The following is an 11,361-nucleotide window of genomic DNA, read 5'->3' as shown; positions in this document are numbered from 1 at the left end:
GACCCCTCTGGAGTCACGCCCGCCTCACCTGTGGAGGGAGGGCTCCGAACAGGAGGCATGATGTCGAACGACTACCGGAAAGACCCCGACGCCCTCGCCCGGCTCACCCCGACGCAACGCCGCGTCACGCAGGACGGCGGCACCGAGCCCGCGTTCCGCAACGAGTTCTGGGATTCGACCGACGCCGGCATCTACGTCGATCTCGTCTCGGGCGAACCCCTCTTCGCCTCGGTCGACAAGTTCGACAGCCGGAGCGGCTGGCCGAGCTTCACCCGCCCGATCGACGCCGAGAACGTCGTCGAGAAGCGCGAGGGGATGTTCTTCCTGCGGCGCACCGAGGTACGGTCGGCAGCGGGCGACAGCCACCTCGGTCACGTCTTCGCCGACGGCCCCACGGCGACCGGCGGCCTCCGCTACTGCATCAACTCGGCGGCTCTCCGCTTCGTCCCATACAGCTCTCTCGAAACCGAAGGATACGGTGCCTACATGACGCTCTTCTCCCCCGAATCCACTCCCGCGCCCAGCGGCACCACCGAGACGGCGATCCTCGCCGGCGGCTGCTTCTGGGGCGCCCAGCAGCTGCTCCGCCGTCGTCCCGGCATCGTGTCGACCCGCGTCGGCTACTCGGGCGGCAGCGTGAAGAACGCGACGTACCGCAACCACGCCGGTCACGCCGAGGCCGTCGAGATCGTCTTCGACCCGGGTCTGACCTCGTACCGCGAGATCCTCGAGTTCTTCTTCCAGATCCACGACCCGTCGACGAAGGACCGTCAGGGCAACGACGTGGGCGACAGCTACCGCTCGGCCATCTTCTTCACGACCGACGAGCAGCGCGCCACGGCCCTCGACACCATCGCCGACGTCGACGCGTCGGGCATCTGGCCCGGAAAGGTCGTCACCGAGGTCGCCCCGGCGGGCGACTTCTGGGAGGCCGAGGAGGAGCACCAGGACTACCTCGAGAAGGACCCCTTCGGCTACACCTGCCACTTCATCCGTCCGGGCTGGGTGCTGCCGAAGCGCGACCAGGCGGTCGCCGCGGGCTGACCCGTGACCTGCAGGAGGCGCGGTGCCGGTCGATCCGGCACCGCGCCTCCTGCCTGTCCGCCCGCGGCCCCGGCGTGGCCGCGCCCGGCCTCCACCGCGCAGGATGGTCGCATGCCCCTCGCCTTCGACGCCGTCCTGCTCGCGGGCGGGCGCGCCTCCCGCGTGGGCGGGGTCGACAAGACGGCGTTCACGACCCGGGTGGGGACCCTGCTGTCGGAGGCCGTGGAGGCCGCGTCGGGTGCGGCGACCCTGGTGGTCGTCGGCGCCCGCGACGGGTCCGTCCTCCCCGCCGACGCGATCCCGACCCGCGAGGATCCACCGTGGTCGGGCCCGGTGGCCGCCCTCGCCGCCGGGCTCGCCGCCGTGGACGATCCGTCGCCGTCGACCCTCGTGCTGGCCTGCGACCTGCCCCGCGCCTCCGCCGCCATCCACGCCCTCCGACAGGGGCGGGGCGTGTCGGGCGGTGTCGGCGACGGCCTGATCGCCCTCGACGGTGAGGGGCGCCGGCAGCCGCTGCTCGCGCTCTACGGCACGGCCGCCCTGCACGATCGGCTCGACGCGCTCCTCGCCGACGGGCCGCTGGCCGGACTCTCGATGCGACGACTGCTCGACGGGCTCGACCTCGTCGAAGTCGCGCTCGACGACGCGCTCTGCGCCGACGTGGACACTTTCGGCGACGCCGAGCGGCTGGGCGTGCGACCCCCGTCGACCCCGATGTCACCGGCTGCTGGTTGAGTGTGCACATGACCGACACCCCCTCCGGACTCGACGACTGGGCCGCTCGACTGACGACCGCCCTGGGTCTGCCCGCCGACACCGTGATCGACGTCGCCACCGTGCTCGATCTGGCCCGAGACGCCGCGCACAACGTGGCCCGACCCGCCGCGCCCCTCACCACGTACCTGGTCGGCTACGCCGCGGGTCTGGCCGGCGGCACCGAGGCCGACGTCGCGCGGGCCGTGGCGATCGCGACCGAGCTCGCGACCGGGCAGGCCGCGGACGACCCGACCGCGGGCGATCCGACCGCGTGACGGTCGTCCGCGCCGACTGGCAGGCCGCTCGCACCGCCGCGCACGAAGCCGGTCTCTCGCTCCGCGGCGCCGCCGAGCGGGTCGGTCTCGATCAGGCGGTCGATCGCACCCTCGCCGAAGACCTCCGTGCGCTGGCGTCCGTGCCCGGCTTCGACGCCTCCGCGATGGACGGCTGGGCGGTCCGGGGCGACGGGCCCTGGCGGCTCGGTCCGCCGATCGTCGCGGGGCCGGTCGAGCCCGGCGGGCCGCGTCTCGACACCGGCACCGCCCGGCCGATCACGACGGGCGCCGTCATCCCCGTCGACACCGACCGCGTGCTGCGCTCGGAGTCCGGGCTGATCGTCGACGGCCTGCTCACGGCCGTCGGCGAACCGTCGGCTCCTCCGCAGCACATCCGCCGTGCCGGCGAGGAGGCCCGTCCCGGCGACCTGCTCTTCGTCGGCGGCACCCGTCTCACGCCTCCCCGCGTGGCGGTGGCGGCGGTCTCCGGGCTCGACGACGTCGCCGTCGTCGCGAGACCCCGGGTGGCCGTCGCCGTGCTGGGCGACGAGATCGTGCCGTCGGGTGTGCCGCGACCGGGCAGCGTGCGCGACGTCTTCTCGGTACCGGTGCCGCGCCTCCTGCAGTCCCTCGGGGCGGGCGGGGTGTCGACCGAACGGGTCGCCGACGATCTCGAGGCCACGATCGCAGCCCTCGATCGCCCCGACGCCGCGCTCGTCGTCACGACGGGCGGCACGGCGCACAGCAGCACCGACCACGTCCGGGCGGCGCTCGACCGTCTCGGCGCCGAGCTGGTCGTCGACGGGATGGCGATGCGCCCCGGGCAGCCGCTGCTCGTCGCCCGACGCGGCAGCACCCTCCATCTCTGCCTGCCCGGCAATCCGATGGCCGCGTTCGTCGGGCTCGTCGTGGTCGGGGCGCCTCTGATCGAGGGGCTGCTCGGGCGGCGACCCGCGCCTCCTCGGCAGGTGACCCTCGCCGTCGACGTGCCGCACAAGCGCTCCGGAGTGCTCGTGCAGGCGTACCGCGACACGGTCGACGGCGCGCTGCCGACCGCGCGGCAGTCGTCGGCCATGCTGCGGGGTCTGGCCGACGCCGACGGTCTGCTGATCGTGCCCGAGGGCGGCGCACGGGCCGGCGAGACCGTGTCGGCGCTGGCGCTCCCATGGTGATCCGCGGCGAACGGGGGTAGACCTGACCCATGGCACGAATAACGTCACGGAAACCCGTGACCCGTCTGACCGTCGACGACGACGGGTCGACCGGAGTCCGGCGCACGATCGACACCCTGGCCGTCGAAGAGCCCCTGGAGATCCGCGTGCGCGGGCGCTCGCTCGCCATCACCATGCGGACCCCGGGCCACGACTTCGATCTCGCGGCCGGCTTCATGGTCTCCGAGGGAGTCATCTCGACCGGCGACGAGTTCGCCGCCGCGAGGTACTGCGCCGGGGCGACGGCCGAGGGGCTCAACACCTACAACGTGCTCGACGTCGCACTCGCCCCCGGGGTGCCCGCCCCCGACCCGAGCCTCGAGCGCGCGTTCTACACGACGAGCTCGTGCGGTCTCTGCGGCAAGGCCTCCATCGACGCGGTGCGCACGAAGTCGCAGCACTCGGTGCTGCACGATCCGCTCGTGCTCGACCCGGCCCTGCTCGCGACGTTCCCCGATCGGCTGCGCGAAGGGCAAGACGTCTTCGACAAGACCGGCGGGCTGCACGCCGCCGCCCTCTTCGACGGCGCGACGGGCGAGCTGCTCGTGCTGCGCGAAGACGTCGGCCGGCACAACGCCGTCGACAAGGTCGTCGGCTGGGCCGTGAAGGAGGGGCGGCTCCCCCTCGGCGGCACCGTCCTGATGGTCTCGGGTCGCGCCTCCTTCGAGCTCACCCAGAAGGCGTCGATGGCCGGCATCCCGATGCTCGCCGCCGTGTCCGCGCCGTCGTCGCTCGCCGTCGACCTGGCGACCGAGCTCGGCGTGACCATCGTGGGGTTCCTCCGCGGGCGCTCGATGGTCGTGTACTCGCGACCCGACCGGCTGGGGGCTCCCGACGAGACGGCGCGCGCCTCCTCGACCTCCCCCGACGAGACGACCCGCGCCTCCTCGACCTCCCCTTCGGGCGCGACCCGCGCCTCCTCCCCCGTGCCCCTGACGATCGGATCGAGACCGTGACCGAGAAGCCCCCCGTCGACGACGTGAACGACGACGACATCGAGGTCGGCCCCCCGCGCGAGTGGGCGGCCGGCGTGCCCGGCGTGCTGCACTCGATGGAGCCCGCCATCAAGCAGCTCGGTCTCGCCCGCACCGTGAAGCTGATGACCTCGCTGAACCAGAAGGACGGCTTCGACTGCATGAGCTGCGCCTGGCCCGACCCGAACCACCGCAAGGTCGCGGAGTTCTGCGAGAACGGCGCGAAGGCGGTCACCTGGGAGGCCAACCCGGTGCTCGTGCCCGACTCGTTCTGGGCCGAGCACTCGATCGACGACCTGCTCGAGAAGTCCGAGTACTGGCTCGGCATGCAGGGCCGCCTGACGACGCCGGTGCACAAGCCCGTCGGCAGCGACCACTACGAGCCGGTCAGCTGGGAGCGCGCGTTCGAGATCATCGCCGACAGGCTGAACTCGCTCGACAGCCCCGACGAGGCGTCGTTCTACACCTCGGGTCGCACCTCGAACGAGGCGGCGTTCGAGTACCAGCTGTTCGTGCGGGCCTTCGGCACCAACAACCTGCCCGACTGCTCGAACATGTGCCACGAGTCGACGGGTGCGGCCATGGGCGAGACCGTCGGCGTCGGCAAGTCGACGATCGCCTACGACGACTTCGAGCAGGCCGACCTCATCATCGTGCTGGGGCAGAACCCCGGCACCAACCACCCCCGCATGCTCACGGCGCTCGAAGACGCAAAAGGCAACGGAGCGGCGATCGTGGCCGTGAACCCGCTGCCCGAGGCCGGTCTCCGCAGGTACAAGAACCCGCAGCTGCCGCGCGGCATCGTGGGTCGCGGCACGAACATCGCCGACCAGTTCGTGCAGATCAGACTGGGCGGCGACATGGCCCTGCTGCAGGCGGTCGCGAAGCGCGTCCTCGCCGCGGAGGACGCCGCGCCCGGCACCGTGCTCGACCACGCGTTCCTGGCCGAGCACACCGTCGGGCTCGACGCCTTCCGCGAGCACATCGCGCAGGTCGACGACGACGAGGTGCTGCTCGCCACGGGCATCACGACCGCCGAGATCGACGAGCTCGCCGAGCGATACATCTCGGCCGAACGCGTCATCATCACCTGGGCGATGGGCATCACGCAGCACCGCAAGGCCGTCGACACCATCAAGGAGATCATCAACCTGCTGCTGCTTCGCGGCAACATCGGCAGGCCCGGGGCCGGCGCCTCGCCGATCCGCGGGCACAGCAACGTGCAGGGCGACCGCACGATGGGCATCTGGGAGCAGATGTCCGACCAGTTCCTCGACGCGCTGCAGCGGGAGTTCCGATTCGAACCGCCGCGCGAGCACGGCGTCGACGCGCTCAAGGGCATCAAGGCCATGCAGGAGGGGCGGATCAAGTTCTGGATGGGCATGGGCGGGAACCTCGTCGCCGCGATCTCGGACACGCAGCTGGCCGAAGCCGCCATGCGCGGCACGGACATGACCGTCCAGGTGTCGACCAAGCTGAACCGGTCGCACGCCGTCGTGGGTGCCGAGGCGCTCATCCTGCCGACCCTCGGCCGTACCGAGATCGACGTGCAGAAGTCGGGTCCGCAGTTCGTCTCGGTCGAAGACACCGTCTGCTCGGTGCACGGCAGCCACGGCCAGGTCCCGCCGGTCGCGCCCGACCTGCTGTCCGAGGTCGCCATCGTCAGCAGACTCGCCCGGGCGACCCTCCGCGATCGCGCCGATCTCGAGATCGACTGGCAGGCGTTCGAAGACGACTACGACACGCTGCGCGACCACATCAGCCGGGTCGTGCCGGGTTTCGAACGGTACAGCGAGCGGGTGCGCAGTCGTGACGGCTTCGTGCTGCCCAACGGGCCCCGCGACTCGAGGACGTTCGACACCGCAGCCGGCAAGGCGATGATCACGGTCAACGAGCTCGAGCACGTCGAGCGACCGGCGGGGCGCCTCCTGCTGCAGACCCTGCGGTCGCACGACCAGTACAACACCACGATCTACAGCCTGAACGACCGCTACCGCGGCATCAAGAAGGGGCGCGAGGTCGTCTTCATCAATCCCGAAGACCTCGCCGACCTGGGCCTCGTCGACGGCCAGCGGGTCGACGTGTTCACCGAGTGGACGGACGACGTCGAGCGGGTGCTGCGCGACTACCGGGTCGTGGCGTATCCGACGGCGCGGGGCTGCGCGGCCGCGTACTTCCCCGAGGCGAACGTGCTCGTCCCGCTCGACAGCGCGTCGATCGGCAGCAACACGCCGGTGTCGAAGGCCGTGCTGGTGCGCGTGGTGCCGGCGGCGGTGCCCGCGACGGTCTAGCCGCGGCGGGCGGCGGCGGTGCCCCCGGCCTTCTAGCCGCGGCGGGCGGCGGCGCGCACGGCCTCGACGGCGGCGGCGACCCCGCCGCCCCAGGGTGCGCCGTGACCGGGAAGGACCCAGGTCGCGCCGGTCTCGACGAGCGCGGAGAGCGAGTCGAGGGCCTGCTCCGGCTCGTCGGTGAACGGGGCCGGCGCCGGCCCGACCGCACCGGTCAGCACATGCCGCGTCGTCAGGGCGTCGCCCACGAACACGGCGTCGACGCCGGGAACGAACACGGCGATGCTGCCCTCGGAGTGCCCGGGCATGGGGATGATCTGCGGCGACCCCGGCAGATCGAGGGTCTCACCGCCCTGCAGCTCGACGACCTCGGTGAGCCATGCCGTCTTCGCACCGCCCTTCCGCAGCGTGTAGGCGAGGAACCCGAGCAGGGCGCCGAGTCGCATCTGCTGCTTGGCGTTCTTCGGCTTGGCGCCGCCTTTCGCTCGGGCGGCGTCGCCCGCGTGGATGAACACGGGGACGCCGTGCTCGCGACGCAGGCGCTCGGCGAAGCCGATGTGATCGCCGTCGCCGTGCGTGAGGATCAGCCCCTTCACGTCCGCGAGCGAGCAGCCGATCAGGGCCAGCTCGGCGACGAGTTCGGTATGGAGACCGGGCAGCCCGGCGTCGATGACGGTGACACCGGCGGGGGCGACGACGAAGTAGGCGGCGACCACGTCGTTGCCGATGCGGTGGAGGGAGGGGGTGAGTTCCATGATGGCTACTGTAATTAGCCTTCATGGCTACTGTCAATAGCTATACTCGACGGATGCCGTCTCCTGAGCGCACCTCCCTCGAAGCCATCGTCGCCGCCGCCCGCGAGCTGCTCGAGACCGACGGCCCCGCCGGTCTCACGATGGCCGCCGTCGCGGCACGCGTCGGCGTGCGCGCCCCCTCGCTGTACAAGCGCGTGGACAGCAGGGAGGCGCTGGTCCAGCTGGTCGCGGAGGCCACCCTCTCCGATCTGGCCGTCCACCTCGACGGGGCTGCGAGCGCCCGCCAGGTGCTCGACGGATTCCGCTCGTTCGCGCACGGGCGACCGGCCGCGTTCCAGCTCATCATGACGCCGGGCCCCGGCATGCCGCGAGCGCGAGCGGAGTTCGGGGCCGAGGCCAGCCGGGCGGCCCTCCGGGTCGGCGCGGAGCTCGCTGGCGCCGAGAACGCCCTCGCAGCGGCCCGCACGCTCACGGCCTGGGTGGCCGGCTTCGTCGTGATGGAGCTGAACGGCGGGTTCCAGCTCGGCGGCGACGTCGACGACGCGTGGGAGTTCGGGACGGAACGCGTCGTCGCGGCCCTCGCCGCGCCTCCTCGGCCCTGATCTCGTGCTGCCCGCCGCCAGTGCGCCAGCGCGCCGCCCGCGTCAGGCGTCGACGGGCAGGTGCGGGTACTCGGGCGACCGGCCCTGGAAGGTGAGGATCGCGTCGTTCTCGACCCGCCCCTCCTCGATCTCGATGGCGCGGCGGATCGTGTCGGACTCGCGCCACGCGGCGGGGCCCTCCATCACGGTGCGGAGGAACGGCATCAGCGCCTCGCTGATCTCCCACGTGGTCGAGTTCCACAGCAGCGAGGGGCTGTGGTCGACGGCGTAGTAGTTCGTCGTCTCGCCGACGGTGATCATCGGCTCGGCGAAGGTCGTCGCGCGGGCCCACTCGAAGCCCATGCCCTCGTCGACCGAGACGTCGACGATGAGACTGCCGGGACGGAAGGACTCGAGGTCGCTCGTCCGCAGGTAGGTCAGGGGCGAGTTGGGGTCTTGGAGGGTGCAGTTGACGACGATGTCGTTCGCGGCCAGGAACGGCGCGAGGGCGACCGGGCCGTCGGGCGTGTTGACCGTGCTGGCGCCGGGGGTCTCGGGGTCGTGCTCGAACTGGTGGATGTCGACCGAGGGGATGGGCGAGCCTACGGCCGCGATGTTGCGGTTGGTCAGCACGCGCACGTCGTGGATGCCGTGGGCGTTCAGAGCGGTGACGGCCCCGCGGGCGGTGGCGCCGAAGCCGATCACGACGGCGGTCAGGCGGCGGCCGTAGTCGCCGGTCGAGCCGCAGAGCTGGAGCCCGTGCAGCACCGAGCAGTAGCCGGCGAGCTCGTTGTTCTTGTGGAAGACGTGCAGGGCGTAGCCGCCGTCGGGCTGCCAGTGGTTCATGGCCTCCCACGCGATGAGGGTGAGGCGCTTGTCGATGGCGAGCTGGGTGATCTCGCGGTCCTGTACGCAGTGCGGCCAGCCCCAGAGCGTCTGCCCGTCCCGCAGCTCGGCGAGGTCGTCGGTCTGGGGCTTAGGCAGCAGGACGACGTCGCTGTCGGCGATGATCCGCTCACGGTCGGCGAGGGCCATGAGCGGCTCGAGGTCGGAGTCGGGGATGCCGAAGCGCAGGCCGTAGCCACGCTCGAGGGTCATGCTGGCGCGCAGATCGGCGTCGATCCGCTCGAGGTGCGCGGGGTGGATCGGCAGGCGCCGCTCGTCGGGTTTGCGGGAGGTCGCGAGGACGCCGAGGCGCAGCAGTGCGGGGGCGGGCGTGATTCGGCTCATGCCTGACCTTAGACGAGGCAGGCTCAGGCCCGGGACCGGTGGTGCCGGCTGACGCGGGTCAGGGCAATCAGCCTCGTAGGACGTCTCCGCTCGACGAGACACTGCCGTACGGCCAATTGACCCACGAGTCGGTCTCGTGGGTCCGGAAGAGTCGGTGACAGGTGGTCATGCACTCCTGGAAATCGCGCCGACCGTCTCGCGTCACGCCCAGGCGCTCTCGCAAGGCTCGGAGTCCCACGACGTGCTCAGGAGCACCACCCACCGGCAGTACATCGAACTCGCGGTGACCCCACCGGAAGACGGACCACCCGCTAGGCCTGGCCGTCATCCTGAAGAACCGGAGGTAGTTGTAGTCACTGGAGTCGGTCACGGTGTGAACAGTTCGCCGGTGCTGACGGTGATGCCCGTCGGGTACTCGACCCACAGGTCGCTACCCTCGCGGAACAGCTGCGCGGCCGTCATGTCGCACTCCTGGAAGTCGCGACGCGAGGTGGGCGACGCGCCCAGCGCCTCCCTCACCTGCGACAACGGCACGCGTCGGATGACACCCGGCGACGACATGACCTCGTACTCCGACTCCCCGCGCGTGAAGACCAGCCGTCGGGCCGGCGAGGCCACCTGGCGGAAGTACGGACGTCGATCGATCACCATGGCTCCATTCCATCGATCTCCTGCACCGCTGTCCGGTCGACGCCTGAGACGGCACTCCCCCATTCTGGGGCGCGCCGAGCCCCCATCGAGCGCCCCGTGATCTCCGAACAACCCTCAGGTCCTGGAGATTCGTGACGTTTCGGTCTCGCGGAACGTCTCAATGACGTACCCGGGCGCCCACCACGCGCCTCGGCACCGGACCGCATCGGACCAGGAGGATTCATGACGAGCACCTACGCACCCCCGCAGGAGGGCGACACCCGCCCGATCGCCGTGCAGGTCGACCCGGCCTTCCGCCGCTCCGAAGAGGGAACCGACGATCTCCTCGACGCCTGCGCGCGCCTCCAGGATCTGTACCGCGGTCGTCACTTCCGCGCCCGCCGCTCCGACGAACCGTTCGTGTTCCGTTACGCCAGCGCCGGCGACGAGCGCATGAGCCTCCGCACCGCGACCTTCACCGGTCATCTGCAGGGCGACGTCCCCTACTCGAAGGACTACGTCGTGTCGTGGCTGCGCTCGGGTACGGCCACGATCGAGCACCACGGGGGGCAGTTGACGAGTCTCGGCGGGCAGCCGTTCCTCATCCCGTCCGAGACGTCGTTCTCGTTCATGATGACGCCGCACCGCAACAACATGGTGCACGCCGACGCGACGTTCCTCGAAGACCTCGCGACCGAGCGTCACGGCGGTCCCTCGCAGCGCATCGTCTTCGACCACACCGCAGCCCCCTCGCCGGAGGCGCTGGTCGCCTGGCGAGCCGCCATCAGCGCCACCACGCCCGCCATCGTCACCGAGAAGGCGTCGCCGTTGCTCCGCCACGAGGCGCAGGTCACTTTGGTGCGCGCGATGCTCGACCTCTTCCCCTGGCAGGCGGTCGACGTGCCGAGCAGCCTGCGGACCGAGCGCACGGCGCGCCTCCGCGTCGCGGTCGAGTACGTGCACGCGTACGCCGATCAGCCGATCACGCCCGCTGACATCGCGCGGGCCGCCGGCATGCACACGCGCACGCTGCAGCAGGCGATGAACGACCACCTCGGTGCGAGCCCGATGAACTACCTGCGGCAGGTGCGTCTCGACAAGGCGCACGACGAGCTCGTCGCGTCGTCGCGCGACGAGGCCCTCGTCTCGGAGATCGCCCGCCGCTGGGGCTTCGGCAACCTCGGCCGCTTCTCCGCCGCCTACGTCAAGCGCTTCGGCGAGTACCCCCGCGACACCCTGCTGCGCTGAGCGGCGTGGGTTTCGGCCGAGGAGGCGCGGCGAAAGCCCCGTAGCGCCCCTCTCGTCACAGCGCTAGTTGTTAAATCGGAACTCAGCCTAACCTTGAGACTGCACTGGCCGGTGGTTGTATGCCCCGTGACTATGTGGTTCTTGGCACTGCCTGTGATGATGAGGGTCTCCCACTTTGTGACCCTTCTGCGGACTGGCTGCGGACCAGGCCTGCGTTCGCAAGCGACCTGCGTACCTGAGAACGAGCCGAATGATCTGATCCAGACGGTGGTGCCCCGAGGCCACGCTCAACGCATGAATCTTGAAGATGTCCAAGGCCTTGTGGCCAAACGGCTGCGAGCGGCCCCGGACGGGCTAGGTATGGCGATC

General features: G+C 71.0%; 11 protein-coding genes. 8 read left to right on the top strand and 3 right to left on the bottom strand.

Features of this window, described 5'->3' with window-relative positions:
* The first annotated feature begins 57 nt into the window (after positions 1 to 57).
* The 6 genes from ACZZY9_RS13055 to ACZZY9_RS13030 all read left to right on the top strand — a co-directional run bounded on the left by ACZZY9_RS13055 (position 58) and on the right by ACZZY9_RS13030 (position 6,551).
* Complete coding sequence (locus ACZZY9_RS13055) at positions 58 to 1,044, top strand: bifunctional methionine sulfoxide reductase B/A protein (protein ID WP_320478629.1); 987 nt, start codon at positions 58 to 60, stop codon at positions 1,042 to 1,044.
* 111 nt (positions 1,045 to 1,155) lie between these two features.
* Complete coding sequence (mobA, locus tag ACZZY9_RS13050) at positions 1,156 to 1,779, top strand: molybdenum cofactor guanylyltransferase (protein WP_463464398.1); 624 nt, start codon at positions 1,156 to 1,158, stop codon at positions 1,777 to 1,779.
* An 8-nt stretch (positions 1,780 to 1,787) separates the two neighbouring features.
* Positions 1,788 to 2,075, top strand: coding sequence for a DUF6457 domain-containing protein (locus tag ACZZY9_RS13045; protein WP_463464397.1), 288 nt, complete (start codon positions 1,788 to 1,790; stop codon positions 2,073 to 2,075).
* Positions 2,072 to 3,247, top strand: a complete 1,176-nt coding sequence (locus ACZZY9_RS13040; RefSeq protein WP_463464396.1) for a molybdopterin molybdotransferase MoeA — start codon at positions 2,072 to 2,074, stop codon at positions 3,245 to 3,247. Before ACZZY9_RS13045 ends, ACZZY9_RS13040 begins: the two co-directional genes overlap by 4 nt.
* A 29-nt stretch (positions 3,248 to 3,276) precedes the next feature.
* Positions 3,277 to 4,242, top strand: coding sequence for a formate dehydrogenase accessory sulfurtransferase FdhD (fdhD, locus tag ACZZY9_RS13035; protein WP_463464395.1), 966 nt, complete (start codon positions 3,277 to 3,279; stop codon positions 4,240 to 4,242).
* The gene (locus ACZZY9_RS13030; protein WP_463464394.1) at positions 4,239 to 6,551 is read left to right on the top strand and encodes an FdhF/YdeP family oxidoreductase; all 2,313 of its coding nucleotides are present in this window, start codon (positions 4,239 to 4,241) and stop codon (positions 6,549 to 6,551) included. The genes fdhD and ACZZY9_RS13030 overlap by 4 nt, the downstream gene beginning before the upstream one ends.
* A gap of 32 nt (positions 6,552 to 6,583) precedes the next feature.
* Here the strand turns inward: ACZZY9_RS13030 and ACZZY9_RS13025 are convergent, their stop codons facing one another.
* Complete coding sequence (locus ACZZY9_RS13025) at positions 6,584 to 7,303, bottom strand: MBL fold metallo-hydrolase (protein WP_463464393.1); 720 nt, start codon at positions 7,301 to 7,303, stop codon at positions 6,584 to 6,586.
* A 53-nt stretch (positions 7,304 to 7,356) separates the two neighbouring features.
* Between ACZZY9_RS13025 and ACZZY9_RS13020 the strand changes: the two genes are divergently transcribed.
* The gene (locus ACZZY9_RS13020; protein ID WP_463464392.1) at positions 7,357 to 7,905 is read left to right on the top strand and encodes a TetR/AcrR family transcriptional regulator; all 549 of its coding nucleotides are present in this window, start codon (positions 7,357 to 7,359) and stop codon (positions 7,903 to 7,905) included.
* A gap of 42 nt (positions 7,906 to 7,947) precedes the next feature.
* On the opposite strand, the gene ACZZY9_RS13015 is transcribed toward ACZZY9_RS13020, so the two are convergent.
* Both ACZZY9_RS13015 and ACZZY9_RS13010 read right to left on the bottom strand, forming a co-directional pair.
* A complete protein-coding gene (locus ACZZY9_RS13015; protein ID WP_463464391.1) occupies positions 7,948 to 9,114 on the bottom strand; it encodes a N(5)-(carboxyethyl)ornithine synthase in 1,167 nt (388 codons plus the stop codon).
* Between the two features lie 366 nt (positions 9,115 to 9,480).
* Entirely contained in the window at positions 9,481 to 9,765 is a 285-nt protein-coding gene (locus ACZZY9_RS13010; RefSeq protein WP_192059654.1) for a hypothetical protein, read from the bottom strand.
* A 222-nt stretch (positions 9,766 to 9,987) separates the two neighbouring features.
* Between ACZZY9_RS13010 and ACZZY9_RS13005 the strand changes: the two genes are divergently transcribed.
* The gene (locus ACZZY9_RS13005; RefSeq protein ID WP_463464390.1) at positions 9,988 to 10,992 is read left to right on the top strand and encodes a helix-turn-helix transcriptional regulator; all 1,005 of its coding nucleotides are present in this window, start codon (positions 9,988 to 9,990) and stop codon (positions 10,990 to 10,992) included.
* Positions 10,993 to 11,361 lie beyond the last annotated feature (369 nt).

The sequence above is a fragment of the Frigoribacterium sp. AC394 genome (assembly GCF_979258095.1).
Note: the sequence above shows the minus strand (reverse complement) of the source record. Positions and strands in the feature narration are given on the sequence as shown.

What these genes read in the sequence shown, in the direction of transcription:
- ACZZY9_RS13045 (WP_463464397.1), top strand. Translation starts at nt 1,788, where the DNA reads ATGACCGACACCCCCTCCGGACTCGACGACTGGGCCGCTCGACTGACG.
- fdhD (WP_463464395.1), top strand. Translation starts at nt 3,277, where the DNA reads ATGGCACGAATAACGTCACGGAAACCCGTGACCCGTCTGACCGTCGAC.
- ACZZY9_RS13055 (WP_320478629.1), top strand. Translation starts at nt 58, where the DNA reads ATGATGTCGAACGACTACCGGAAAGACCCCGACGCCCTCGCCCGGCTC.
- ACZZY9_RS13015 (WP_463464391.1), bottom strand. Translation starts at nt 9,114, where the DNA reads ATGAGCCGAATCACGCCCGCCCCCGCACTGCTGCGCCTCGGCGTCCTC.
- mobA (WP_463464398.1), top strand. Translation starts at nt 1,156, where the DNA reads ATGCCCCTCGCCTTCGACGCCGTCCTGCTCGCGGGCGGGCGCGCCTCC.
- ACZZY9_RS13025 (WP_463464393.1), bottom strand. Translation starts at nt 7,303, where the DNA reads ATGGAACTCACCCCCTCCCTCCACCGCATCGGCAACGACGTGGTCGCC.
- ACZZY9_RS13005 (WP_463464390.1), top strand. Translation starts at nt 9,988, where the DNA reads ATGACGAGCACCTACGCACCCCCGCAGGAGGGCGACACCCGCCCGATC.
- ACZZY9_RS13020 (WP_463464392.1), top strand. Translation starts at nt 7,357, where the DNA reads ATGCCGTCTCCTGAGCGCACCTCCCTCGAAGCCATCGTCGCCGCCGCC.
- ACZZY9_RS13010 (WP_192059654.1), bottom strand. Translation starts at nt 9,765, where the DNA reads ATGGTGATCGATCGACGTCCGTACTTCCGCCAGGTGGCCTCGCCGGCC.